This is a genomic window from Paraperibacillus esterisolvens (genome assembly GCF_046237625.1).
GTDB lineage: Bacteria > Bacillota > Bacilli > Bacillales > DSM-1321 > Paraperibacillus > Paraperibacillus esterisolvens.
In genome coordinates this window covers 3,920,572-3,945,045 of record NZ_CP143545.1, presented here as the reverse complement: position 1 = coordinate 3,945,045, position 24,474 = coordinate 3,920,572, and the positions used below count along the sequence as shown (strand labels likewise).

The following is a 24,474-nucleotide window of genomic DNA, read 5'->3' as shown; positions in this document are numbered from 1 at the left end:
AAAACTACTGATGATTATCTGTTGAGAGAACTTCATTTGTCTTTAATTAGGGTATTTTATCCAAATGTGCTAGAGTGAAACTAACCGAACATTCTGAAAGGAGATATCAACTTGAATCCTAAAGATGCGCTGTTTACCAAGGAATTTACCCGGAATCCATACCCGCTTTACTCGGAGCTCAGGGAAACGGAGCCTCTTTACCGGACGATGTTCCCGGACGGGCAGTCTGGCTGGATGGTGACTAGATATCGTGATGCTGTGGAAGTTTTGAAGGATTCCCGGTTCATAAAAGATTTTGCAAAACTGTATGGCGGCAATATGGGGCATGAGAGCATTTTTACGGAAAATATGCTGTTCTCGGATCCCCCTGATCATAAGCGTCTCCGGGGTCTTGCCCAAAAGGCCTTCACACCGCAGATGATTGAGAAGATGAGGGGGCGCATCCAGGAGATAACGGATGAGCTGCTTGATGCTGCAGCCGGAAAAAAGAAAATGAATCTGATCGATGACTTCGCTTTCCCGCTTCCAATTATCGTGATCTGTGAAATGCTTGGAGTTCCGGCAGCTGACCGTGATAAATTCCGGATCTGGTCCAACTCGCTGATTGAGGGTTCAAACGGAGAGCATGCAAATGAAATCTACCAGCATATGAATGAATTTGTGGAGTATCTTGGAAATTGGTTTGCAAGAACGCGGGAGAATCTTGGCGATGATATGATCAGCAAGCTGATCATTGCCGAGGAGGAGGGCGACAAGCTGACTGAGCGCGAGCTGTACGGCCTGGTGTCGCTGCTCATCATAGCCGGCCATGAAACGACCGTCAATCTGATCGGCAATGCCGTCCTCGCGCTGCTCGAGCATCCCGATCAAAAGGAGAAGCTGTTGGAAAATCCAGAGCTCATCCAGAAGACCGTGGAGGAAGCCCTGCGTTACAACGGGCCGGTCGAATTCAGCACCTCCAGATGGACCGGGGAGGACTTTGAATTCAAAGGCCAGCAGCTAAAACGTGGCGACCTCGTCATCGTCGCCCTCAACTCCGCCAATCATGACGGCGAAAAATTCAGCGACCCGGATGTATTTGACATCACCCGCGAAAAAAGCCAGCACCTCGCATTCGGCACAGGCATTCACCTCTGCCTGGGTGCACCGCTTGCCAGACTCGAAGGCGAAATTGCAATCAGCTCCATCCTGGGCCGCTTCCCGGACATGAAGCTGGATGCGGCGAAGGAAGAACTTGAGTGGCGGCCGGGGATGATTGTGAGGGGTGTTAAGGAGATTCCGTTGAAGATATAGAAAGATTTGGGCGCTGTATGCAGGCTATTGCCTGGGTGCGGCGCTTTTTTGTGGGGTGATCCGGGTCTCTGGTCTGGGTTAACCCGTTAAGCTGGGCGATGTCTGAGAGAGCAGCTGGCCTCATGCTGAGATTTGTATCAAAATTTTGTTTGGGCATTCTAACCCTTTATGCTACATTGAAAATGAAGTTCGAAAAAGAGTGTTCGGTTTATGGGGGAATAGGAGATGTTTTTTGCAGGTATTACAGCAATCCTGATTTTTTTGATTACCGGAATATACCTTCTGGTGAAGGGGGAGTATGCGGGCGGTTCTGTGATGGCGGGGATTGGGATTGTTCTCATCATTGTGATGTACCGGCATTATCATTCCAGGCGGAAAAAGAAAGACTCTTCATGTGATGAGTTTTTGGACTGCGATTGTACAGGTCTTGGCCTGTTCAGAGCGGCAGATTGCGACAAACTGGACTGTACGCCGGATTGTACCCACTAGAATGAAAGAATTATTGACTCTTGTTCCATGCCACCGCATGCCTTCCCGCTGCCTGCATATCAATGGAAAGCCAATGCCTCTCTGTGCAAGATGTACAGCCATGCTGACAGGATATTTATTTCTTCCACTCATCCTCCTTCTTCCTGTACAATTCCCATTTTGGCTCTGCTTTCTCCTCATGTGCCCGCTTTTGATAGATGGATTTACTCAGCGGTGGAAATGGAGGGAAAGCACCAATATGCTCAGATTCATCACGGGGATGATGTTTGGAATCGGGCAATCCCTTTTTATCAGCGCCAGTTTTCACTGGTTTGCCGGCTATTTGCTGTAGAATTCATTTTGTTTCGTGGGCCAAGCAGGTTGGCTGTAATGTTAAGCACCGCATGCAGGCTTTTGGCTGGAATGTGGTGCTTTTTTGTTTGCTGGAGAGTGGATGGCTTTTTATTAACTATCCCAAAGGGCCAATCTGCAGTGGAGGAGCTGGACCTGTGATGATTTATAATTTAGCAGCACATAGGCAATTTTTGCTAGAATGGAGTTCAAATTTAATAGATTTGAAGGCTGACGGGTAAAATGGCTGCTTGTGGGGCGATAGTGCGTGGTGAGGGTACTCTGGAGAGGCTGCGGGAGCGGCGTTACGGCCTCCATGCGGCAGCCTCACAGCACCCCAGCTCCAGCGCTCTGTCACAATTTAATCAAACGATTGATTAAAATCAGATGTAATGCGGTAGGAAACAGCCGATATAACAGTATAACCTTTTGTATCGTGAGGAGTTTTTATGTTTACTATTCCTGAATCTGTAACTATCCTGCATGGGGAATATTCCCCTTCGATTGTGGCGCTGTCCGTGATTTTGGCGTGCTGTGCGTCGTATACCGCACTTTCTATGAACGACCGGATCCAGCAGAACAGCTTTTTTCACCGTTTTTTCTGGCTGCTGCTGGCATCTGCGGCGATGGGGTTCGGCATTTGGTCGATGCATTTCATTGGCATGGGCGCGTTTATGCTGCCGGTGGAGATGAGCTATGATCTGACGCTCACGGTTCTGTCGATCATACCGGCCATGATTGCTTCCATCCTCGCTTTTTATATCGCGAATGAGGCGAAGCGCAGCCTTACTTTGTTTATCCTGTCCGGTATGATCATGGGCACGGGGATTTCCGCCATGCATTATATCGGAATGGCGGCGATGAAGATGGATATCCGCTATGCCTACAAGCCTTTCAGCTTTGCGCTCTCAGTTGTGATTGCGATGGTGGTGAGCTTCATCGCCCTCTATATCTTTTCGTCCATGAAGCATTTAATGGGCAATGGCCTGATCAAATCTATTACAGCCGTCATCATGGGGCTCGGAATCTCGAGCATGCATTATACCGGCATGGCCTCGGTCACCTTTTTCATCAGTCCGGAAAAATCGCATATGGTCCATATGGTCCACCGGATGGATAACACAGTCCTTGTCACCGCAGTGGCGATAGGCACAATTGTGCTGCTGCTTCTATCGGGTTTGTCCGGAATCATTGACAAGTATGTTGAATTCCGGATGAATTCCTTTGACCTGCTAACACAGCTGCCAAACCGCAGGCAGTTCGAACGGGCATTGAAGAGCCATTCGAGCAGCATGGTCGGCCTTGTTCACATTCATAATCTCGACAAATGGAATCTAAGCTACGGCTACCGGCTGGGCGATTACCTCCTCTCAGCTGTCGGCAGAATGCTCGCGGGGAAAAAGACAGCGGGTACAGGAGTATACCGCATCCAGGGAAACCGCTTTGCTGTTGTAGGAAGAGAGCTGGAAGTGAAAGAAGCACTGGAGTCCTTTTCAGCCGCCGTCAGACAGCCTCTGATCATCCAGGGTCATGAACTTCTGATTGATACGGTTATTTCCTACTCCTCGAGGAAAAACAAGGAGAGCGGAGAGGAGCTTTTTGCCAATGCCCTGGCTGTACTGCATCATTCCTCGATTACGTATAAGAACCAGGTGATCCAGTATGATCCGGGTGTCCATACGTATAATCTGGAACAGCAGCTGATTTCAGATATCGAGCGGGCGATGGAGGAGCATGAGCTCTATCTTGTCTACCAGCCGAAAATCTGTGCGGCTACGAAGGAAGTCAAAGGGCTGGAAGCGCTGATCCGCTGGATTCATCCCGAACACGGATTCCTGTCGCCGGCCCTTTTCATTCCGGTGCTGGAGCGCTCGGGTAAAATGGTGGGCCTGACTGACTGGATTATCAAGATGGTCTGCGAACAGATTGTCGACTGGAAGCGGGAAGGCAGGCCGGTCATCCAGGTGGGCATCAATATACCAGGAACATATATCACCTCATCTCGGCTTCTGGATACGCTCAATAACTTTGTGGAATCCTATGGCATCCACCCAGAGAACATTGAGCTAGAGATCACCGAAACGTCTGTTATCAGTGACATCGAAAACGCCATCCGGGCCGTCGGTGAATTCCGGAAAAATGGCTATTCCGTTGCTCTCGATGACTTCGGCACAGGCGTTTCATCGCTTTCTTATCTGAAGCGCCTGCCGATTTCTACCCTGAAGATCGACAAATCATTCGTCGATGGAGTGCCTGGCTGCAACAAAGATTCAGCCATCATCTCCGCCATCATCTCGCTCTGCCACTCCCTGGACATAGAAACCGTCATTGAGGGCGTCGAGACTGAAAATCAGTACGATTACCTGCATTCACTTTCTTCCCAATCCGTCATCCAGGGTTATTACTTTGCCAAGCCGATGAAGGCTGAGGAAATCGCGGGATGGCGGAAAGGGTTTATTGATGAACACAGCGGCAGAATGCCGGTTACCATATGAACGTACGCGCAGTAAACAATATTTTGTTTGCTGCGTTTTTTTGTTTTTGGCTCTGTTAAAGTTAGTTTGATGTTGATATTACTTATAAAAATGGAAGTTCCATTTTTATAATGTTTGCTTGTTAAACTAACGCCCCCTTTAGTTTAAGTTCATTCCTTTACAAAGTTCGAATTAAGTGGGCTCATTTTTCTTAGATCACTAAATAGTGCCTTCAACCCAAATGGACGAGGCACTGTTAGTGATTACCTGATCACTGTTCTAAGTAATGATAAGGGATATTTTGTTATTACTCTGGTTTTTTAATAGTTAATCAAAATATAATCTAGTTCACTTCAGTTCTCGGCTCTTCTTATTCATATTGAATATCTATTTTCTGAATAAGGTAAACAAAGCGGTGATTATGCTTGGTCCCCCATCAGAGTTCACATTTACAAAAGGGTAGGAGATCAATTAAATTTTAGAAACGTTTTCTGCTTGAGAGCCACATTGTCCTTTTAGAATATCAAATTGTACGCGTTGCCCTTCATCAAAGGATTTAAAACCATCACCAGTAATCTTTACTATTGTTATGTAAATGAAATAAAAAATGGTTTCCTGGTCTGGAAACCATTTTTGTAGTTGACCATCCGGTGTTACCAATTCGTATTTCTTTTTTACGTAAAGAAGATAAACAATTACTATTCACCGTCCCAGTAGATGTAAAAAATGCTTAAAGATAGAAGTGAGATGGATTGTTGTTTTTTCTAAAAATAATGACTTAAATGTATACCTAAAACAATGAAAGCCCTACCTCTCTTTCATCCTTACGGCTCCTTGTCCGTGCCAGTGTGAATCAGGATTGCAAAAATGAAGTTACTATTTTATCGGAGGTGTTTGATGAAACTTCAAACGTTTGTAAAGGAAATTTAAATAATAAAAATGGATTAGATTGTAGAAATAACAAAAGAGGTTAATGCTCTAAAGGTGAGTTGGAGAAGTTGAATGTCTTTGAAAAGATTTTCTTTTAATAATAAACATATTCACAAAAAATTCAGGATATTTTCGGGAGATGTATTACATGATCTTAAATTAACCTTAACAGAAACTTTTTATTTGATTTTCAGTAATCCCTTTAATTAATCCCAGTTCACTAATCAAAAATTCATGTGCGTTTTCTAACATTTTTTTTTCGCTTGTACTAAGTGCTTTTTCTTTCTTCATACGCATTAAATCACGTACAACTTCAGTACATTCTTGTATTTTACCCGTTTTTATTTTGTCCGTGTTCACTTTATACCTTTGTTTCCACGGCAGTATTCTATCTGATTCTCCATGATGAAAAATGTTTATGATGTGTTTTAATGCAATTATGTCAGTAACAGGGCGTATTCTGGAACTCAATATTTTACCCGTAGGAATCAGGACTTGCATATTACCGATTAACATTTTTATGACATAATACTGTTGTTTTTCCCCTGCGATTTCCTTTTCTTCTATGGCTTTGATTATACCTACACCGTGCATTGGATAAACAATGTTATCGCCAATTTGAAACAAATAATCCACCTCCATATATGGTAACCTTCTTAACCTTAACACATATATTATTTTTTATCAAATTTTTAATAATATCATAAATTTATTTTCATTGTCAACTGCTTTTACTTAAAAAATCAAAAAAGCAAAAACAATAGGTATCGTGGGGGATTACCAATAAAGGGAAGGTTAATTTTCCTGTGTATGTCAAATTTGCTATTGTATTTCCACAGCTTTTTTATGTTTTAGTTCGATTACTCGATTGTATATTTATGAAGACTGTGATAGTCTTTGTGACATAGTGTTTTATCCTTGGTAAGGGAGAGTACGCTATAGTAATTGAATTTGAATGATTACTATTTATTTTTATTAAAGAACTTGGACGTTTACTAATTGAACTTAATAACTGCAGCGATAACCAAGTTCGGAACAGCATCCAACAAGATAATTTTTTACTTCGCAAAGCGTTAGTCAGTATGTCTGATTAACGCTTTTTAAACACCTACTCGAAAGATCCAAGGAGGAATGATTTATGCTGAATGTATTAAATAAAGTTGGATTATTAAAAAACCTACACAATGCCAGTCGAAGTAACATGTTTACATTAGAGATTCCTAAGGCTACAAAAGATGATGGAAATATGATTGAAGAAATGGTTAAAGAATTAGAAAGCGAAGGAAAAATTAAATTGAGAGAGTTAATACAGCGAGAATACTCAATTTATTTACATGGAATAATGAAGTATGCATCCGAATAATCGGGTGCTTTTTTATTTTCGGTGTTACGCCTGATGGCACTCGGTCTTAAACCAACCTGCCCTATAGCTGAGTAACATTTCAACTTAAGTTTCAAAATTTGCAAAACTTTAAGTTTTCTGTTATATGAAAAAGAATTATTTTTGTTCGGTATAAAGGATAGCATAAGTGGAGAATTCTCATCTTGATAATCACTTTGGGCAGGGATAGTAACACATTGTGTGGTTACACACTAGGAGGCAACAAAATGGAAAAAGGTACAGTTAAATGGTTTAATTCAGAAAAAGGTTTTGGATTTATCGAACGTGAAATTGGAGACGATGTATTCGTTCACTTCTCTGCTATCCAAAGTGAAGGTTACAAATCTTTAGATGAAGGTCAAAAAGTAACATTTGACATTGAGCAAGGTGCTCGTGGCGCTCAAGCTGCTAACGTTAAAGCAGCATAATCTAATAAAATGATAAAAACAGGTTCTATTTATAGAGCCTGTTTTTTTATGGTGCGCCCGGCATGGGTGTAATCTATAGGATGCGAGTCCCGAACCGTGAAGGCAGTATTAACCGGTTAGCTTAACGCAAGGGGTGTCCAAGGCGACTTGGAATCTGAAGGAAGCGGGCGGCAAAACTCCGGTCTGAAGAATACGAACTTCATATAAGGCTGAGGGTTATTGGGAGAGTCTGCCAGACAAGATAAAGCCCTTACTGCTGAAGGTGGCTCTGAGAAAATGAAACAGATAGGTGGAGGGAAAGATTGCACTCTTACTGGGGAGATCTGGCTGGTATGCCAAGTACCCTTGTTAACCTGTCCAGTAATGGGCAGCTGAACAGCCAGAAGTCAGCCGAGGCCATCGTACTCTATCTTCTCGAGACGATAGGCGAAGGGCCGAACCAATAAGAAAGAGTGAAATTCAGGCATACAGTACATCGAAGTCCGATGGACTTACTGGTTTATAGGCACTCCAAGAATCGGTGCATAAAACATTTTCATTTGAAAGTTTATGTCCGATAGCCTTGTCTAACTGATCTTTCGACCCATTCCCAATGTCTGCGAAGTCTCCTTTTCACGGTCTCTTGCGACTAAGACACAAACTTGTTCGTTGATATGCCCCGTTTCTTAGCAGAACCTCCACGTTTGCGGGGTTTTCTGTCTTTTATCTTTCTTTGTCCTTTTTCTGAGTATAGAAAATAGGTATCGTACATTTCTACGATACCTTCAAAATTAGATATTTCCATTTGTTTTAATGATGATAAGAGTTTGTGCCTCCACTAAAACAATGTAACGTGAGCAATATTACCATCTAATTCAGCAGATTTACGCAGAGAATATCCCTCTATCATACAATCGATGAATTTAATCCATTGATTGAGATGGCGTGTTCGATAAGAGCAGTATCAACAACAGATTTTAACGTAGCCTTCTTTAAATAAGTCCGCCATTAAATTAAATACTTTTCTTCCGAAAAGACGAGGACAAACCTGAAAATGTGTGCAATAATTAAAGAACAAATTGTTCTTTATTAAGAACTAAGAAGGAGGACCTTATGGCGATTTTGGTGACTGGCGGCGCTGGATATATTGGGAGCCATACGTGTGTGGAGCTTTTGGAAAAGGGATATGAAGTAGTTGTGGTCGATAGTTTTATTAACAGCAGGCGGGAGTCATTGAAGCGGGTAAGTGAGATCACAGGCAGGGAATTGGTTTGCCATGAGGTAGATTTGCTGGACCGCCGCGGTATGGAGCGGGTTTTCCTGGAGCATGACATTGAAGCTGTCATCCATTTTGCAGCGCTTAAGGCAGTTGGGGAATCTGTCTCAATGCCCCTGCAGTACTATTTGAACAATATTACCGGTACCCTGATTCTCTGTGAATTGATGAAGGAGCATGGAGTGAAGAAGCTGGTATTCAGCTCGTCGGCAACCGTATATGGGATGGCTGCAGAGATGCCGGTTTCAGAAGGGGCGTCTTTATCCGCCACAAATCCGTATGGCCGCTCGAAGCAAATGATGGAGGAAATCTTAAAGGATTTACATCAGTCAGATCCCGAATGGAGTATTGCCCTGCTTCGTTATTTCAATCCAATCGGCGCCCACCCGAGCGGACTGATCGGAGAGGAACCTAGCGGCATACCCAATAATCTTATGCCCTTCATTGCGGGAGTGGCCAGCGGCAAATTGCCGCAGCTAAACATTTTCGGTGGCGACTATCCAACGGCAGATGGAACCGGAGTCCGCGATTATATCCATGTCGTCGACCTCGCACAGGGCCACATCAAGGCGGTTGAAAAACTATCTCTAGAAACAGGGGTAAACGCCTACAACCTCGGCACCGGTATGGGATATAGTGTGCTTGAAATGGTTTCAGCCTTCGAGAGGGCAAGCGGCCAAAAGATCCCCTACACAATTGTTGAAAGAAGGCCGGGTGACATTGCCGAGTGCTACGCAAATCCACTTAAAGCCAAAATCGAGCTCGGCTGGGAAGCGGTAAAAGGGATGGAGGAAATGTGTGTAGATGCCTGGAGGTGGCAGGTGCAAAATCGACAAGACCAAGCAGCTGAGACAGCGCCTGTCAGCGGAAGTTTGTCTTAAAGAAGTAATCCTGGATGCAGGCTATAGGATGAAGCCTATCTTTTTCAATAGGCTTCTTCTTAACCTAATCACGCTTTTTCAAAGGCATCATAATCAGGTTGTCTTTAAGTTCTACCCTGTCACTCTTAATCTCTTCGATAAGCGAAAGAGATAAATCAGTGATTTTATGAACGACCTCTACCGGAATTTCTTCTTTTAAAGCTTTCTCTGCTATTTCAATGGCAGTATTGGTCGTTTCCACCAGGAGCCTGATATAGTCTTTATTTTCAAATGTAAGAAATTCGTCCTCATGCTCACCATCTAACGTATAAATCGGCCTGAATGAACCAATATAGTCCTCATTATAATAGATTCGTAGTCTGACTTCGATATAATCCCCATTTTCAAAAAGGTGTGTAAAGGAGATCTTATCAAATTCTAAGTGAATCAATCGCGGATTCATTTCCCCGTAGTCAGAGTCAAAATCTGAATCGTCCGTTCTCCAATTATGTAAAACCTCCCAAAAGACTTTAATCGCCCGCAGTTTTATATCATGTTCTTTAACCCACTTTAGTAATTTCTCCGAGTTCATGGAATGCTCCTTTGGTGTTTGTTATTAATCTGTAGTTTGGATAGGGAGGCTGCTTTCCGCTGCAAGCGCTCTATTGGAGCGGGGCGGACGGTGAGCCTCCTCGTCTTCGCCTGCGGGAGTGCTCTTTCTTTCCCTGGCTTGCCTGGTTTATGACTCGAGGGTCTCAGTTTGCAGCTAGATCATGAGTCTCACACCTTACGCTCCAATTAACCTGGCTTAACGACGTAATTCCTTCACAAAGCTCATTTAATAAACTACCATTTAATAAAAAGATACTTTTCTATTAATATATCATGGCTTATTCCAATATACTTCCATTTTTAAGTATATAATGATTGCAGTTTCAAAAGGGGACATAAAAAAGGGCAGGGGGAATGACGATGCTTGAAATCAAGGACGTTTACTCATCAGATATTAATGAAGTGTGGAAGTGGGTGCCGCGCGATCCAGAGGAGATCTATTATTTGCTGGAGTTTAATGTAGGGTATGTAAACGATAAGGCCTCTGATATTTTTTATGTTTTCGTTGCTACGCCTGAAGGATTAAGAAAACGAAAAAAGACCAGCTCAGACTGGGTGACGAATAAGCATCTCATTGTAAGGGACTACAGCTTTGATCTCGTAGAAGCAAAAATAAATGAAATCCTCTTCAAATGCACCGGGCCTGACTGGGAGAAAAGTGTGCAAAACTTATTGAAGTATTTTGATTGGGAATATGATGGGCGTGAATTTGTTTGATAGCAATGTCTTTTTGCTGTCTCAGGATACCATCGTCAAATTTATGTCCAATTGAAATAGAGAGAGGGAGTGTGAGGTATGCAGCAATTACAATTTGAAGCATCATGGGATAAAGCGATAGCGGCCGCGGACCGGGAAAATATTGAGCGGATCTTTAATGAAACAAAGCACCAGCAACGTTCCGGCATTCTGTTTTCACCTGTTCGGGAAGCTATCAACCATAGAGAGGCGCTCCTCGTAACGGTACTGGTTCACAACTTCACAGACGAAGCGTTTCGCTTTGATGGTGTGAAATTAAGATATAGTGTGGGGGGAAAAGCGGTGGGTGAGGATGATTTCACTCTGCCCTTGGAAATCCCATCAGGAGTGAGCATGCCCTGGACGTTTATTTTTCCGAGGGGGAGTTATACTCCAGTGGCTGCTTTTCAGAATGGAGAGCTGGAAATTATTTAATCTGATAGAGTTGATCAATCAGCATGAAGATTAGGACAATCAGCACATTCATCCCAGCCAGAACGGCAATGCCAGCCCTCCACTTTGACACTGATCTGAAATGCAACGGGAAACAGAATCGCCTTGAGCCCAAAAGCGAAGACCACCCATCACATCTGCGCTGCCAATTCTTTTCGTTTTTTGGGACAAACATCTCATGATTTCCAGCGATAAAGGATGTTTTGCCTTTACGGATGATGAAGGCAAGGTCACTGGTCAGGGTGTGTGTCAGCAGAATCAGGCTCCAGGCGATGACCAGCATTACCTTTAACTTCATTTGAAAACTCCAATCAAACGTTTGATTAAATTTTACTAAAATGCACTAGGGCGTGGTGGGATATTTTACAAAAGTAGGTTTATAGGTCTTTTATACTGGATATATATACCTGGTAAGGCATTTTAGCAGTTTAATAAATTCATGTGAGGTATATACGAATGAACCGTAAAAATAATGTATTGATGCTCTGGATTATGGCACTGGTGATTTTTCTTTCAGTTTTGGCACATGTTTTACATAGAAAGCTGGGCTTTTTGGATTCATACATATCGCTCTATAAAACTACATCTGCCGGCAGCGGGCTGCCGATCATTTTGAATGTGATCCTGGCGCTTCCTATACTGTTTGGAGCTCTTGCTTTAGTATTTTACCGAAGGAAAGAGGAACGTCTTTCTGCTATCTTTGTGACCCTTTCGCTCACTTTTTCCAGTATATCGATTGTTGCCGGCGGAGACGGGCTGGTGGAGTATCATTTCTCGATCTTCATGGTGCTGGCCATTCTGACATACTATGATTCGATAGGGCTGATCATACTCAGCACCGTCATCTTTGCCGTCCAGCACCTGAGTGGATACTTCCTGTTTCCGCAGCTCATCTGCGGCACAGATGATTACAGCTTTTCGCTGTTGCTCATCCACGCGATCTTCCTGATCCTGACAAGTGCGTTCACCATTGTCCAGATTTATAAAAAAGGGATGGATACGCTTAAACTTGAGGGGGAGAATGCTTCCCATAAAAGGATGATCGGTACCATCATGGATAATATCAAGCTTACATCCAAGCGGGTGCTTGAGAATGTGCAGGCACTTGAGGCAGGCTCGAAGGAGTCTTCATTTGTGAGCAAAAATATTTCTCATGCCATCCAGGAGATGGCAGCCGGCTCTGACCGGCAGCTGTCCTCGGTGCAGGAGAGTCAGGACCTGCTGCTTGAAATGCAGGCGGGGATCAATCAGATTGCCATGAGCTCAAGCCTTGTGGCGGAAAGTTCCCAGCAGACCACGATGGAAGCTGACCGTGGCCAGGAGTACATCCAAAAGACAATCCGCCAGATTGGCAGAATCACAGAGTCGGTCGATTTTATGGACGGGGCGTTCAGCTCATTCAGCGAGCGCTCCCAGGAAATCAATAAAGTAACTGCCGTAATTTCCGCCGTAGCCGACCAGACGAATCTCCTCGCGCTCAATGCGGCGATCGAGTCAGCACGGGCAGGAGACGCAGGCAAAGGCTTTGCCGTAGTGGCAGATGAAGTGCGTAAGCTCGCCAGCCAGACTGCAAGCTCCGCGAAAGACATCGCCGCCATAATACGTGAAATGCAGCAGGAAACAGAAGCCGTCAAAAAAGCAATGGCGCATGGGAAGAAGGAAGTAGCAGGCGGAGTGGAAATCGCTTCAGAGACGGAGGCTGTATTCCAGAAGATTTCTGAGTCTACAGTCGTTGTGAATGACCAGCTGAAGGATGTAGCGGCAGCTTCGAAACGTATAGTTGCCCAATCCCGGCAGATGGCACAGTCTGTTGTAACGGTCACTGAAATCGCCGAAATGGCCAAAATCAGCTCCGGCGGCATCTTCCAATCTGCCGGCGAGCAGCTCGCCGCCATCGAGAATGTGGAAAACGTCTCTGTCGCCTTGAATGCCCTGTCCCTGCAGCTGGATGGGCTGATTGATGCTGTAGAGGCGGAGGAGGCGGTGCAGCGTGTGGGGTGACTCTGAATGGTATTTTTGCCAGAATTGAATCAAGATGAGTGAATTTTAATCTGTTTTTCTTACTTTTGAGCATTAAGTCACTCATTTTTATTAAAACGCACAGCTGCTGCCCTGTCTGACAGGGCGGCGGGCTGGCCTTTTTGGCGTTTATTTGTAAACATTGCCCGCTTACTTGTGGAAAATGGAATTTACTTGTGGAAGCGACGGGTTTACTTGCGGAACCCACCGATTTACATGCAAAGCCGTGCGGGGGCGGCAGGGCGCAGTCTATTTTGATGACTTTTAATCAAGTGCCGGTTGGATGCGGGGAGAAGTTCGGGGGAGGCAAGGCTGCACCGGATGGAGAGGGATGCTTTTATAACTGGCTCTTGTTTGATTGCTTTTGTTTTTAGCATCTTTGAATTTACTCATCGGGATTGGGGTGACTCGCAAAGACTGTGCGTGGAGTCTGAATTAAGCTTTTGGAGCAAAGTGGCCTTTATTCAATTGGTTTTGATTATGATTCGCCCGCAAGACAGGCATGTACCTGCCGGGTTGCGGGCGGGCTGAAATCAGCCTTGGTTTTAGGTAATGAAGAGCCGGATTATGGCGGCTTGATGCAGAGGCGAAATCTGGTTTTTTGTCACATTTGGAATTTTTATAAACTTTGTATGTTAAAACAGCAGCTTAATGTGGCCTAAGATGTTATAAATTTGTTTGCGGATGGGTGTGGGGGGCCTCTATAGAAGTGTTACTCGCCGATTTGGACCATTTACTATCCGAAATATAAATTTACTCGCGGAAGTCACCGAATTACTATCCGAAAGTAAGATTTACTATCCGAAACGGTATATTTACTCGCCAAAGTTGCACATTTACTCGCCCACCTTAATTAATTGACCCGGATCACAAAAAACTACCCTGACGTAATACACCGCCTCGATCAAACCACGGCTATCCAGAAGCCATGCATAAAGGTAACCGACAAATAAAGAAGGATGGCGGTGTACATGAGGATTCTGAAGCCGGAGTGCTGGAGGATGTTGAGTTCTCTGGTATGAAGCCAGGCAAGTCCGGCAGACAGGAGGAGTTTGAGCGTTAGAAACAGGATGGGATGGACTTGAAGGAGGCTGGCCATGAGCGGATTGCCTTCTTTTAAATGAAAGAAAGTAATTCCGAGGTATGTACAGATTCCATCTATTAGATTTAAGACCGCCAGAACCAAAAGCATCGGAGCACCCTTTCTTGTAGTTCGTTATTAAGAACATTATATTCTTAATTATTTTTATTACCAATACAGGCGGTGTATAAACTTGATTTATTTTCCATAAGACGGTCATCAAGCTATCCTAAGAAAATTCAGACTAATTTACTTTTACATATTCATAGGAGGCTGCCACGGTAAATACAAGCAAGGCTGTGGGTGAGGCTGCAATTCAATTACAAAGGACCTCTCAATTTGCGACTAAGATGAGGGCTTACCGGATTTACCTCGATGGGGAGGAGGCTGGTAAGGTTAAGAATGGGGAGACGAAGAAGATTGATGTGGGGGCGGGAACGCATACGCTTGAGCTTGTGATTGATGGATGCAGGAGCGAGCGCATTGAATTAACGGCAGGCAGGGGCAAGGAGAGCCTCTTTAAGGCCGGCAGCCGGCTGACCGGAATGAAGCTGCTGCGGACGGTGCATTATCTGCAGGAGGACCCGAAAAACGGGGGCCATAATTACGTATATTTGCAGAAGACATAAAAAGAGCCATATACCTAGAAGGTATCCGGCTCTTCTTGTAATTTCTCCACCAATTCCTTGAATGAACCGGCAACTCTTTCAATCCGCTCATCATCCACATCAATGAAGGCAATCTTCGGCTCTTCTGATTCCCGGTAGTCCAGGACCAGCCACCAATGTCCGTCCCCGCTGATCATGAATAGTTTATCAGTTTCAGTGCACCAGTCGGTGATGCCCCATTCTTCAAGCAGATACGCACTGTCATAAATCCCTTCATCCTCATGCAGTCCATATAGAAACTCAATTATCACCATATTCTCTTCACTATGCAGAGTCGTAAAGCTTGTTGGAATAGCCGTGTATTTCAAGGTGCCGCCATTTTGAATCTTAAGGAGATCCTTGTATTCCTGCGGCAGCTTTATTCCAAATTTCTTTTCAGCTTTTTCCAGTTCACTGTCTGTGATGGCCGGCTTCCTGAAATAATCATCCTCATGCCCATCCCATATCATTCTCATCTACGTTTCTCCTTCTTGTTTGGGAATGTTTTCTAATTCATCGTAAGCTAAAGGATAGGGGTTATCAATATATATTTTAAAGGTGGTACATGACTGAATCAGCTGAAGGCGTTGGAAGAAATTAGGGGTATATGCCAGGCAGTCGGAATGACAGTTTGATTATGAGCGGATTGCTGGAACTGTGTGGAGAAAAGACTCCCTGCTTCATCACATTGTTAAACGGTGGCTCTTTTTTAAAAAGATTGAGTTCTGTGAAGAGATTTAAATCATTTAGCAAGTGGAAATCCACTTCTTTTTCAACAGGCAAAATGTATTCGAAAACAGACCATACGAATACCGGCCCATGTATCAAATCCCAAACAGCTTCTGGAGGAAAAGAAAGTTTATACACAAAGCGAGACGCCGCGGCTAAAGGATGCAGAGAGTACAAAATTAATAAAAGAGATTAAATTAAATAGAAAATTTATAGGTTAATAGCCTTGTGATGTAGTATAATATACCTAAAATTTGCCAGACATGACCGGAGGAAAAACTGTGAAGATTGAGAGTGTAATCAATATCATAAACCGTGCCTGTGATGATGAGCGGTATACCCGTGCCCGGGAGCTGATGGTGCAGGAGTGGACCCGCCTGATTGAGAGGAAAAGTTATCAGTCCTTGAATGATAATGCGAGGCAGCTGATGCGGATTATCCGTGAGGAAAAGGAAAGCGGTGTATTCGAAGAGCTGACTTATAGGGATAAGAAGCTTTTGAAGCTGCTGAATGAGAGTATCCGTGATGTGAATTTATCCTTTGCGCGGCGGGTGTATTTTTCCCATATGGAGCTGTTTGAAAAGCAGGAGGCACAAGGGTGGCTGACGGCGGATGCGAAGTTTATGTGCATGGCTTGGAAGAAGCATGGTATTCCGGAGGAACCGGCCGGTTTGTGATTTCTGACCGAGTTTAGGATCCCCTGGATTAAGGCATATATGAACAAGGGGGTGGGCTTATGTGCGGGAAGGACATTCAGGAGGCGGCTGTAGAGGAGGCGGTGTTTCACTTTGTGTTTCCTTTTACCATTAAAAGGGAGAGTCAGTATCCATTGAAGGATTATTTGGATCGGGAAGGCTTTCTTCCATATATCTTGGAAAATGAAGACCTGCAGGGCGCTTATTACGGGGATTACCGGGTGCTGCATCGGAATCTGGAGCACTATTTCCTTCCTTTTACCGCCAAGATTTTCTTTCCGGCTGAACAGAAGGAAAAGGGATTTCAAAGGTATTCTAAGAAAGCGGGAGTGCGGGCGGTGCTTCGGACCGGGCATGCGGCGATCGGATTTCAGGTATTATCCCTGGACGTGTTCATCTGTCCTTTTTCAGTCGGCTTTATCACGTTCCGCATTCAGTTGGAGGAGGAGGCGTCCTTGACAGAGGCACTGGAATTTGCCTCTGCCTTCCGTGTGCTGGAGCGGCGGACTTCGGCGGACAAAGAAACAGTCATTGAATTCGAAGGCAGGAATTTTCCGGAAGTGGAGCGGTTTTTGTTTAAAGAACTGCTCCAGGATATCACGTCTTATTTCCACCGGGAGAATACGAACGGAGCTTATTTTGAGACGCTGACCAATTTTACAGATGAACGGATGTATGTGCAGGGAATTTTATCTTTGAAGGAAAAAGAGACGCTGGGGAATGAAAATCTGTTCCGGGCTGGAAAGCTGTATGGGCTGGACCGGGACGGAAAGGCCGATGTGGGTGCCAGTGACCCTGAGTATATCAGCGATTATGTCAAGGCGCATGTATACAGGCGGTGGTCGCCCAATACCTTCTATACCACAGATGAAGGCGTCTTCTGCTGCATTACGAATGAACAGGGAGACAAGCGCCGTGCCATTGGAAGTCAGATGCTTGGCGAATATTATTATGCTTTGCTGTTTAATTTATTTCATAAAATTGTTCTCTTGAGGCTGTCGGATGACTATTCGAAAGTGGAGCTTGAGCGGGATATCAAAAAGGTTGAAAAGCTGATCCGGTCGATTACCCATTTTTCTTCCAACTACTTCTTTCAGGAATCCAATGGCCAGGTTCAGGGCAAGGAGATTTTTAAACGCCTGAGGCGGGTACTGGAGACAGAGGAAATGTATGAGGATGTACGGGAAACACTCGCAAGTCTCTTCCGTTACCAGGAATCCTTTGGAGACAAACGGAACAATTATCTTCTAATGATTTTAACGATCTACACGGTAATCAGCGGCATATACGGCATGAACCAGGTAATAGAGGATTTGAAGGGGAATATAAAGTGGGGCAAAATGCTTCATTATTCAATCTTCCAGTATATTGCCCTTGTGGTGACACTGAGCGGCATTGCCGTAGGGGCGACACTCGGCTTCTACAGCATCAAGAACTGGATCACGGAGAAAAAGAGGAAAAGAGATTATTATTAGTAGCGTTCCTGTGGGGGTCCTGGCCCTTCCAACAGGAACGTTTTTTTCTATGGAAAAGGGGCGGAGCTGCATGTTTAAAGAGGCTTCCTGCAGCTGGGTGTGAACATCAGTGGTCTTGCTGGCATTCCTCCCTTTCTCCTTATTCCGTTCCACCGCCTTATTATGTTTGTTCCCTGATCTTTTCCAGGTTCCTTTCCTTGTATGGGCTGCTAGTAAAAACTCGTATTTGATTTATGCCTGTATATACTTACAAATGCGATTATTATGCCGATATAAGATATAAGAACCCGATAAAAGGGACGGAAATAAGATACGGAGGGGGATTATGGCAGGTGGAGTGGTACAGCCTGGATTATTACATTATAATGCTTGTCGGTCTGGGGGCCGTGATTTTATGCACACGCCTCTATATGAACCGGCTGATAAAAAGAAAACTCGGATATATACCGAAAAACTTTGGCAGGAATCTAACGATTATCCTTTATTTAGGATTGGCAGCACTCCTGATTTTCGGACGGTGGTATGAGGATTTTTTGAAGGACCAAGAGTTTAGCGAGTATAAAATTAAATCCGAGAACATCGGCAGAATATATTCAAACGAGCTGACGGAGATGAATCATCATTTCATCTCGGAGCATACCCTTCAAAACGACCGGATCTTCACACGGATTTACCGTGAGATGCTGGATTGGCAGAAGGGCAGCCCTGAGGTCGAAAACTACTATACTATGAAAAAAAATAAAGACGGAGAGATTTATTTTGCGGTTGGGCTGGAAGCGGATTATAACAAGGACGGCAAAATCAGCGGTAATAGAGAAAGGGCGATACCGATTGGGACCGTGTATGACGAATCTATCCCGGAGCTCGAGGCAGCTTTTAAAGGAAAGTTCACGATTCAGCGGACGCCGACCGTGGATAGATGGAGTAAAAGTATCACCGCCTTTTATCCGATCAGGGACTTTGAAGGAAAGACGGACGCTGTCCTTGGCATCGATTACAACGGTCAGGAATTCGTGCTGGATATGGACGCAAATCAATGGAAGGCCATTGGTCTTGTTTTTCCTGTGATTCTTTTCTGTGTTCTTCTGTATGTGCTGGGGATGTATTCTAAGATCGAAGAGCAGGTGGACACACTTCATAAGAAGGAGATTAACACCCTGGCTTATTATGATGACCTGACAGAGCTGCCCAATCGGTATTATCTTTTGAAAATGCTTGATTCGTATGAGAAAAATCATCCTTCCTTTGCGGTCATTCTATTTGAACTCGTAGGGCTGAATTCCATCAACTCTTTGTTTGGCTATAGTGTCGGGGACAAGTTCATGAAAAAGGCCCTGCATATGATAGAGTCCGGGCTGCTCACAGAGCATGTGCTCGGAAGATGGGGCGGCTGCGATTTTGTAATCGTGATACCGGGCTTTCAGTCACAGAGCCACCTTTTATCGCACGCCGAGGGCGTTTTCCGATCATTGAAGCATCCAATTTCAATCGACGGGCGTGAGTTTTTACTTTCAACCAAGATTGGGATAAGTGTCTACCCCGTGGATGGTACCGACGGAAAGACCCTCATCCAGAATGCAGACATTGCACGTTCTCACTCTAAAAATAAACCTATCCAATTTTATAATCAGCAGGTGGTGGATGAAATCAGGGACAAACTGTCGCTTGAGATTGAACTCCGCAAGGCACTGGAAAACGGGGAGTTTATTCTCTATTATCAGCCGCAGCTGTGTGTTGCGAACGAAGAGCTGATTGGTATAGAGGCGCTCATCCGCTGGATTCACCCGGAAAAAGGTTTTATTCCTCCGAATGAATTCATTCCGCTCGCCGAAGAGCTGAATTTGATTGAAAGTATAGGCAGATGGGTACTGAGGGAAGCCTGCAGCGAGACCCGCCGGCTGATCGAAAAGAGCGGCATTCTGCTCAGGGTGTCGGTGAATCTGTCGCCGATTCAGTTTGAAAATGATCAGATTGCGGAGGAAATCGAGGCAATCTTAAAAGAAACAGGACTCTCGCCATGTGCGCTTGATCTCGAAATCACGGAAAGCGCACTGTTCAACTATCAGCGCTCAAGCCAGATCATCAAGCGGATCAAAGGCCTGGGCGTGCAGATCAGTCTTGACGACTTTGGTTCAGGATACAGCTCGTTAAGCCACCTGCAGAATCTATCGATCGACAGACTGAAGATTGACCGCTCCTTTTTAATGGATATCCCTGAACAGGATGACACCATCCTTTCTTCGATCATCATGCTCGGCCACCAGCTCGGCTTGACGGTGCTTGCGGAAGGGGCCGAAACCCGCGAACAGCTGGATTTCCTGAAAATGCGGAAATGTGATCAGGTGCAGGGATATTATTTGTCGAGGCCGCTCCCGGTGGATGAGCTGGAGGACTTTATAGAAAGAAGCCTGCAGATATCTAATCATTCGATGACAATAGAATAAAGGAGAATGGGGAGAGTCTATGAGTGTGATAAGAAATTTGGGCAAACTTGCTGGGAAAACGGCTGGCATTGTAGTCGGCGGACCTATTCAGCTGGCGGGAGAGCTGATAGGAGTAGAACTTATTCAGGACATAGGCAAAGGAGTGAGAAAAGCATCTGAAATCGCCGGCGATACTGCGGGACAGGCTGCAGCCGGGGCGGCAGGAACCGTATCAGGTTTGATCCGGGAGGATGCAGAGGAACGTGACCGCGGATTAAAAGAGATGGGCAGTGCGGTTTCAAGAACAGCAAAAGGAGTCGCCGCAACGGCCGTGAATACGATACATAATGGCGGAGAAATGATTGGCGGCTTTATGGATGGTGATCATGACCGGCTGAAGAAAGGGGCTTCTTCCATCGTTAAAACAGTGGCAATCGGAGCGCTTGCCGTGGGAGTCGTAGATGTGATTGATGGAGTCGATGGGGTGGAAGCGGCCGAAGATACAGAGGCCGGGGCAGAAGGATATGACGGGCTCGAGGGTTCAGGCGAACCGGAAGATTCTGTCTCCATTGAAACGGTCAACGATCACCTGGCCGGCTCTGCCCACCCGGAAACTGGAGTCCCCTTCTTTGAAGAAACAGTGGAAATGCCCGATGGCCAGGAGGTCACAGGGGTATTCCCAGAGTTCGATACTGAATTTGAAGTAGAAATAGATGAGAATCTCTATCTGCAGTCCGATTATGTTCAATTCAGCTATGCCAATCATGAACTGTACGAAGAAATCACTATGAACCCGGACCTCGCAGCCGATCTCGGGCTCACAACTGCAGAAGTCCATGGACTCTCCCAGGGAGATACCCCTGATGGCTATACCTGGCATCATTACCAGGAACCAGGAACCCTCCAGCTCGTTGAAAATGACATCCACGCAGGCACCGGACACACAGGCGGCCGAGAATTGTGGGGCGGCGGGGAAGAATATAGATAGGGGGACAGTCCCGATCTCCTGAATATTTCCCATAGTCTATTCCCTTTACAGGGGACAGACTTTTATTTTTGTTTTATAATAAATATTAATTAATTCTGACAAATATGTTACTTTCCGCCTTTTGAATCGTCTAATAAGTATACTAGTTTGAAAAGGGACAACCCCTTTTCGCTGACTGCCGGATAGACTATACAAAATGAGGAAAGGGAAGCTGGGTTTGAAAGCATACATAATAGTATTTTTGCATATTGTTCTTACGGTCTTATGGATGCTGGATGGCGGCTTTTTATTCTCCGTTTTGGGCATCTGCCTCTGGTTTTTCGCGATAGCTGCCGGACTATTCATGTGCAGCTGCGCCAATAAAACGAAAACAGAAAACAAAGTATTGTTCTGCTCAAGCATGCTGATGGCGGGCCTTGGCCTGCTTACCATCGTCATGAATCTTGTAAACAGTTCGATGTATTAATAGGAGGAATCACGAGTGTCTGCTGAAGTTAAAAAAGAAATCATCTCCTGGCTGAAAACCATCGCTTTTTCCATCATACTGGTGGTGATCATCAAACAATTCCTGTTCACTCCCGTAACCGTCAAGGGTGATTCGATGATTCCCACCTTTCATGACTCCAACCGCATCATCGTAACCAAGTGGAACAAAATCCACCGCTTTGACATGGTCGTCTTCCATGCTCCTGACAAAAAAGAAGACTACATCAAGCGGGTCATCGGCCTGCCGGGCGACAAAATTGAAGCCAAGCACGATGTCCTCTACATTAACGGCAAAAAATATAAAGAAGGCTACGTGAACAAAAACAAAGCCGACAGCTTTCTTGGTGACGAAATCACCGGCACCTTCACCATGACCGTGCCAAAAGGAAAACTGTTCGTCATGGGCGATAACCGCGGCAACAGTACAGACAGCAGAATATTCGGCCCCATCGAAGAAGACAGCGTGATCGGAAAAGTACAATTCCGTTTTTACCCGCTGGATGAGGTTGGGGTGCCAAAATAGAGGGAAAGCTGCATTTTTGCGGCTTTTTTTATTTGGGGTGTGTGAGAAGGCTGGATTCCTGGGAGTGTCTTTTGCCGGGAGTATGATGGCCTGTTTGGAGCGGAGCTGGGAAGCGAAAAGTCATTCGTCCGGCATGATGGCAAGCTTTATGTCTGTCGCCCATGCAAACTCAATGACTGCCATCACATAAAGCAAGAAACAACTGGAAATATACGAACAAATGTTCTATAATAGATTAGAAGGAGATGAGTAAATGAGACCTGCACTAAACAAGGAAATCAGCCCGGCTGATTTCAGAAATTATTATTGGTTAAAAGAAGAACTTCAAACGTTCTGCAGGGCAAACGGGTTAAGTACAGCCGGATCTAAACCGGATATTGCTGATAGAATCGAAGTGTTTCTGGCAGCGGGCCAGATCATTGCACCATTAATCAAGAATAAGCGGCGGGAGAAAGAGGGAACCCTCAGCCTGGATACAGTCATTACAGCCGATCACATCTGCAGCCAGGAGGCGCACGCTTTCTTTAAATCTGTAATCGGGCCGTCCTTTCATTTTTCCACATTTATTCAGATTTATTTTAAAAGCCATATCGGCAAAACCTATCAAGATGCCGTTGATGCCTGGTATGAAGAGGAAGAGCGGAGAAAATTCCGAGTCAGCAGGAAGATCGCTCCTCCATTCAAGTATAATCAATTCATCCGTGACTATTTCTCCGATCCCGCCAATAGAGGCAAAAGCCGCCTCGATGGAGTCCAGGCATGGAACATGGCAAAAAGCCAGCCCGGCAGCCAGCAGAATAGATGTATCTATTTTCCACCAAAGAAGTCCCATACATATAGATAGAACTCCGGCCAAAAGAGGGCTGTGAATAATAGACAAATTAGCAAAATAATAAAAGAGTACAAAATAAAGATGGTTCTATTCGCTTTTTTAAGGTTGAACTTCTTCATCGATTCACCTTTTCCATATTCCCGTGGCAAACCCGGCCAATGGGTGCATAATGGCGCAGCACTGAATAATTATCCATAGTCTAGCATACTGGTAATCAAATAAAAAGAGCTGGAGCAAGCTCCAGCCCTCGCAGGGAAATCCTAGTTTCCATACCAATATTTATTTGCGGCTATCTGGGCATTATGATCAGCATGCCAGTAGTCGACCGAATAAGAATAATCATAGTTCATGATGCAGCGGATGCCGCTGCCCTGGGCATCATGGCTAAGCCCGAAGTTATGGGGAAATTCATGCTGTGCGGCCTTGGCCGTATTGGCAGTGCCCTGGTCAAGATTTACACTCATGGCACTTCCGGCTGGTGCCCCGGTGTACACGTATGCAATCCCGCCTGCATCAAATGCAGCATCCCTTGAGAATCCTGCTGCAAAATCATAGCCTCTGCCATCCCAATCCCTTGCCAGGTCAGCGAGAAGCTGGGAACTGTTTCCGCCCTGGGAGCTCCAGTTTCCGACAGCCTGGACGACAAAATCCACACTATGGTCGCGATTGAAGGCATTATCCGCTGTTTCAACGATGGTCTGTATTCTGGTCTGCCAGTCGCTGTAGGCTGCACGGTATTCCTCATCCGCCACGACAAGGACCGTTACTTTCCTGGTTCCGCCATCAAGGGCTGCCACACTTTTTTTATCTGTATTTTTCTTTACAGAAAGTGTATCCACTCTGCTTCCTTTCTCGTCTAATACTTGAACGCTTGTATCTTCTTCAATGACCGCTTTCTTAGTGGAATTCTTGAACTCCTTTGCTTTTGGAAGCGCATCTCCTATGTACGTGCCGCTTTTAGCCGAATGATCTTCGTGTGTACGAAGTGAGATGGTCTCTGCCGAAACAGAAGAACAGATTAGTAGAGCCCCCAGCAATGAAGCTGCTAAAATCTTTACTTTATCTTTCATTCGAATACCCCCAAAATATTTGTCTTAGGTACATTCCTTTCTTGCCTGCCCGATTCCTGCCGAGTCGATTTGGGAAAATAAGAAGCTGTTTAGCCCGATTGAGGAGATAACTTGTAACAATTGGGAGGGACATTTAGCGAATGCTGTAGTTTGGGAATGTTCCGCGCTTACACTTAGTTGGGAAATTTCACGAAAGAGCTCATGCATATCCGCCTGTATGGGGGAGAAAATTTCGCGGGCCAGAAATATTCAGCTGATAGAATCAT

General features: G+C 45.0%; 26 protein-coding genes and 1 pseudogene. 19 read left to right on the top strand and 8 right to left on the bottom strand.

Annotation, left to right across the window (positions count from 1 at the left end):
• Positions 1–105: 105 nt before the first annotated feature.
• The 4 genes from V1501_RS19915 (at position 106) to V1501_RS19900 (ending at position 4,607) form a co-directional block, all read left to right on the top strand.
• Positions 106–1,293, top strand: coding sequence for a cytochrome P450 family protein (locus V1501_RS19915; RefSeq protein WP_409293472.1), 1,188 nt, complete (start codon positions 106–108; stop codon positions 1,291–1,293).
• Positions 1,294–1,518: 225 nt separating this feature from the next.
• Complete coding sequence (locus V1501_RS19910) at positions 1,519–1,782, top strand: hypothetical protein (RefSeq protein WP_409293495.1); 264 nt, start codon at positions 1,519–1,521, stop codon at positions 1,780–1,782.
• Positions 1,691–2,113 (top strand): DUF2085 domain-containing protein, encoded by a 423-nt coding sequence (locus V1501_RS19905; protein ID WP_409293471.1) that lies wholly within the window; start codon positions 1,691–1,693, stop codon positions 2,111–2,113. The genes V1501_RS19910 and V1501_RS19905 overlap by 92 nt, the downstream gene beginning before the upstream one ends.
• A 448-nt stretch (positions 2,114–2,561) precedes the next feature.
• A complete protein-coding gene (locus tag V1501_RS19900; protein ID WP_409290607.1) occupies positions 2,562–4,607 on the top strand; it encodes an EAL domain-containing protein in 2,046 nt (681 codons plus the stop codon).
• A 450-nt stretch (positions 4,608–5,057) separates the two neighbouring features.
• Here V1501_RS19900 and V1501_RS19895 read toward each other — a convergent pair whose 3' ends face one another.
• Both V1501_RS19895 and V1501_RS19890 read right to left on the bottom strand, forming a co-directional pair.
• Positions 5,058–5,246 (bottom strand): cold shock domain-containing protein, encoded by a 189-nt coding sequence (locus V1501_RS19895; RefSeq protein ID WP_409290606.1) that lies wholly within the window; start codon positions 5,244–5,246, stop codon positions 5,058–5,060.
• Between the two features lie 435 nt (positions 5,247–5,681).
• The gene (locus V1501_RS19890) at positions 5,682–6,158 is read right to left on the bottom strand and encodes a CarD family transcriptional regulator (RefSeq protein WP_409290605.1); all 477 of its coding nucleotides are present in this window, start codon (positions 6,156–6,158) and stop codon (positions 5,682–5,684) included.
• Between the two features lie 496 nt (positions 6,159–6,654).
• Between V1501_RS19890 and V1501_RS19885 the strand changes: the two genes are divergently transcribed.
• The 3 genes from V1501_RS19885 to V1501_RS19875 all read left to right on the top strand — a co-directional run bounded on the left by V1501_RS19885 (position 6,655) and on the right by V1501_RS19875 (position 7,771).
• Complete coding sequence (locus tag V1501_RS19885) at positions 6,655–6,879, top strand: hypothetical protein (RefSeq protein ID WP_409290604.1); 225 nt, start codon at positions 6,655–6,657, stop codon at positions 6,877–6,879.
• Between the two features lie 245 nt (positions 6,880–7,124).
• Positions 7,125–7,325 carry a cold-shock protein gene (locus tag V1501_RS19880; RefSeq protein ID WP_409290603.1) on the top strand — a complete coding sequence of 67 codons (201 nt, stop codon included), beginning with the start codon at positions 7,125–7,127 and terminating at the stop codon, positions 7,323–7,325.
• Positions 7,326–7,627: 302 nt separating this feature from the next.
• Positions 7,628–7,771, top strand: a complete 144-nt coding sequence (locus V1501_RS19875) for a hypothetical protein (RefSeq protein ID WP_409290602.1) — start codon at positions 7,628–7,630, stop codon at positions 7,769–7,771.
• Between the two features lie 52 nt (positions 7,772–7,823).
• Here V1501_RS19875 and V1501_RS19870 read toward each other — a convergent pair.
• Positions 7,824–8,259 (bottom strand): annotated as a pseudogene (locus tag V1501_RS19870) (IS1595 family transposase); the annotation flags it as partial.
• 158 nt (positions 8,260–8,417) lie between these two features.
• Here V1501_RS19870 and galE point away from each other — a divergent pair.
• The gene (gene galE / locus V1501_RS19865) at positions 8,418–9,461 is read left to right on the top strand and encodes a UDP-glucose 4-epimerase GalE (RefSeq protein ID WP_409290601.1); all 1,044 of its coding nucleotides are present in this window, start codon (positions 8,418–8,420) and stop codon (positions 9,459–9,461) included.
• Between the two features lie 64 nt (positions 9,462–9,525).
• Here the strand turns inward: galE and V1501_RS19860 are convergent, their stop codons facing one another.
• Complete coding sequence (locus V1501_RS19860) at positions 9,526–10,032, bottom strand: hypothetical protein (RefSeq protein WP_409290600.1); 507 nt, start codon at positions 10,030–10,032, stop codon at positions 9,526–9,528.
• 380 nt (positions 10,033–10,412) lie between these two features.
• Here V1501_RS19860 and V1501_RS19855 point away from each other — a divergent pair, with 380 nt between their 5' ends.
• Both V1501_RS19855 and V1501_RS19850 read left to right on the top strand, forming a co-directional pair.
• The gene (locus tag V1501_RS19855) at positions 10,413–10,769 is read left to right on the top strand and encodes an Imm8 family immunity protein (protein WP_409290599.1); all 357 of its coding nucleotides are present in this window, start codon (positions 10,413–10,415) and stop codon (positions 10,767–10,769) included.
• Between the two features lie 78 nt (positions 10,770–10,847).
• The gene (locus tag V1501_RS19850; RefSeq protein WP_409290598.1) at positions 10,848–11,222 is read left to right on the top strand and encodes an SLAP domain-containing protein; all 375 of its coding nucleotides are present in this window, start codon (positions 10,848–10,850) and stop codon (positions 11,220–11,222) included.
• Here V1501_RS19850 and V1501_RS19845 read toward each other — a convergent pair.
• Entirely contained in the window at positions 11,215–11,538 is a 324-nt protein-coding gene (locus tag V1501_RS19845) for a hypothetical protein (protein WP_409290597.1), read from the bottom strand. The genes V1501_RS19850 and V1501_RS19845 overlap by 8 nt on opposite strands.
• Before the next feature lie 158 nt (positions 11,539–11,696).
• Here V1501_RS19845 and V1501_RS19840 point away from each other — a divergent pair, with 158 nt between their 5' ends.
• Complete coding sequence (locus V1501_RS19840) at positions 11,697–13,241, top strand: methyl-accepting chemotaxis protein (protein ID WP_409290596.1); 1,545 nt, start codon at positions 11,697–11,699, stop codon at positions 13,239–13,241.
• A gap of 922 nt (positions 13,242–14,163) precedes the next feature.
• Here V1501_RS19840 and V1501_RS19835 read toward each other — a convergent pair.
• Positions 14,164–14,451 (bottom strand): DUF5658 family protein, encoded by a 288-nt coding sequence (locus V1501_RS19835; protein ID WP_409290595.1) that lies wholly within the window; start codon positions 14,449–14,451, stop codon positions 14,164–14,166.
• Between the two features lie 188 nt (positions 14,452–14,639).
• Here V1501_RS19835 and V1501_RS19830 point away from each other — a divergent pair, with 188 nt between their 5' ends.
• The gene (locus V1501_RS19830) at positions 14,640–14,969 is read left to right on the top strand and encodes a hypothetical protein (protein ID WP_409290594.1); all 330 of its coding nucleotides are present in this window, start codon (positions 14,640–14,642) and stop codon (positions 14,967–14,969) included.
• Between the two features lie 14 nt (positions 14,970–14,983).
• Here V1501_RS19830 and V1501_RS19825 read toward each other — a convergent pair whose 3' ends face one another.
• Positions 14,984–15,463, bottom strand: a complete 480-nt coding sequence (locus V1501_RS19825) for an SMI1/KNR4 family protein (RefSeq protein WP_409290593.1) — start codon at positions 15,461–15,463, stop codon at positions 14,984–14,986.
• 534 nt (positions 15,464–15,997) lie between these two features.
• Between V1501_RS19825 and V1501_RS19820 the strand changes: the two genes are divergently transcribed.
• From V1501_RS19820 to V1501_RS19790, 7 genes are all read left to right on the top strand, one after another.
• The gene (locus V1501_RS19820) at positions 15,998–16,393 is read left to right on the top strand and encodes a hypothetical protein (RefSeq protein WP_409290592.1); all 396 of its coding nucleotides are present in this window, start codon (positions 15,998–16,000) and stop codon (positions 16,391–16,393) included.
• Between the two features lie 59 nt (positions 16,394–16,452).
• Entirely contained in the window at positions 16,453–17,886 is a 1,434-nt protein-coding gene (locus V1501_RS19815; protein ID WP_409290591.1) for a hypothetical protein, read from the top strand.
• Positions 17,887–18,218: 332 nt separating this feature from the next.
• Positions 18,219–20,330: a putative bifunctional diguanylate cyclase/phosphodiesterase gene (locus V1501_RS19810; protein ID WP_409290590.1), complete on the top strand. Its 2,112-nt coding sequence runs from the start codon at positions 18,219–18,221 to the stop codon at positions 20,328–20,330.
• A 19-nt stretch (positions 20,331–20,349) separates the two neighbouring features.
• On the top strand, positions 20,350–21,297 hold the full coding sequence (locus V1501_RS19805) for an HNH endonuclease (protein WP_409290589.1): 948 nt from the start codon (positions 20,350–20,352) through the stop codon (positions 21,295–21,297).
• Between the two features lie 217 nt (positions 21,298–21,514).
• A complete protein-coding gene (locus V1501_RS19800) occupies positions 21,515–21,763 on the top strand; it encodes a hypothetical protein (protein ID WP_409290588.1) in 249 nt (82 codons plus the stop codon).
• A gap of 15 nt (positions 21,764–21,778) precedes the next feature.
• Entirely contained in the window at positions 21,779–22,306 is a 528-nt protein-coding gene (lepB, locus tag V1501_RS19795) for a signal peptidase I (RefSeq protein ID WP_409290587.1), read from the top strand.
• Positions 22,307–22,559: 253 nt separating this feature from the next.
• Positions 22,560–23,150 carry a DUF6434 domain-containing protein gene (locus V1501_RS19790; protein ID WP_409290586.1) on the top strand — a complete coding sequence of 197 codons (591 nt, stop codon included), beginning with the start codon at positions 22,560–22,562 and terminating at the stop codon, positions 23,148–23,150.
• A 248-nt stretch (positions 23,151–23,398) separates the two neighbouring features.
• On the opposite strand, the gene V1501_RS19785 is transcribed toward V1501_RS19790, so the two are convergent.
• The gene (locus V1501_RS19785; protein WP_409290585.1) at positions 23,399–24,208 is read right to left on the bottom strand and encodes a zinc-dependent metalloprotease; all 810 of its coding nucleotides are present in this window, start codon (positions 24,206–24,208) and stop codon (positions 23,399–23,401) included.
• Between the last annotated feature and the right edge of the window lie 266 nt (positions 24,209–24,474).

Bases quoted from the DNA above. Each gene is read 5' to 3' on its own strand.
- V1501_RS19840 (WP_409290596.1), top strand. From the start codon at position 11,697: ATGAACCGTAAAAATAATGTATTGATGCTCTGGATTATGGCACTGGTG.
- V1501_RS19815 (WP_409290591.1), top strand. From the start codon at position 16,453: ATGTGCGGGAAGGACATTCAGGAGGCGGCTGTAGAGGAGGCGGTGTTT.
- V1501_RS19860 (WP_409290600.1), bottom strand. From the start codon at position 10,032: ATGAACTCGGAGAAATTACTAAAGTGGGTTAAAGAACATGATATAAAA.
- V1501_RS19890 (WP_409290605.1), bottom strand. From the start codon at position 6,158: ATGGAGGTGGATTATTTGTTTCAAATTGGCGATAACATTGTTTATCCA.
- galE (WP_409290601.1), top strand. From the start codon at position 8,418: ATGGCGATTTTGGTGACTGGCGGCGCTGGATATATTGGGAGCCATACG.
- V1501_RS19905 (WP_409293471.1), top strand. From the start codon at position 1,691: ATGAGTTTTTGGACTGCGATTGTACAGGTCTTGGCCTGTTCAGAGCGG.
- V1501_RS19910 (WP_409293495.1), top strand. From the start codon at position 1,519: ATGTTTTTTGCAGGTATTACAGCAATCCTGATTTTTTTGATTACCGGA.
- V1501_RS19855 (WP_409290599.1), top strand. From the start codon at position 10,413: ATGCTTGAAATCAAGGACGTTTACTCATCAGATATTAATGAAGTGTGG.
- V1501_RS19790 (WP_409290586.1), top strand. From the start codon at position 22,560: ATGAGACCTGCACTAAACAAGGAAATCAGCCCGGCTGATTTCAGAAAT.
- V1501_RS19805 (WP_409290589.1), top strand. From the start codon at position 20,350: ATGAGTGTGATAAGAAATTTGGGCAAACTTGCTGGGAAAACGGCTGGC.
- V1501_RS19835 (WP_409290595.1), bottom strand. From the start codon at position 14,451: ATGCTTTTGGTTCTGGCGGTCTTAAATCTAATAGATGGAATCTGTACA.
- V1501_RS19785 (WP_409290585.1), bottom strand. From the start codon at position 24,208: ATGAAAGATAAAGTAAAGATTTTAGCAGCTTCATTGCTGGGGGCTCTA.
- V1501_RS19880 (WP_409290603.1), top strand. From the start codon at position 7,125: ATGGAAAAAGGTACAGTTAAATGGTTTAATTCAGAAAAAGGTTTTGGA.
- V1501_RS19850 (WP_409290598.1), top strand. From the start codon at position 10,848: ATGCAGCAATTACAATTTGAAGCATCATGGGATAAAGCGATAGCGGCC.
- V1501_RS19825 (WP_409290593.1), bottom strand. From the start codon at position 15,463: ATGAGAATGATATGGGATGGGCATGAGGATGATTATTTCAGGAAGCCG.
- V1501_RS19885 (WP_409290604.1), top strand. From the start codon at position 6,655: ATGCTGAATGTATTAAATAAAGTTGGATTATTAAAAAACCTACACAAT.
- V1501_RS19845 (WP_409290597.1), bottom strand. From the start codon at position 11,538: ATGAAGTTAAAGGTAATGCTGGTCATCGCCTGGAGCCTGATTCTGCTG.
- V1501_RS19900 (WP_409290607.1), top strand. From the start codon at position 2,562: ATGTTTACTATTCCTGAATCTGTAACTATCCTGCATGGGGAATATTCC.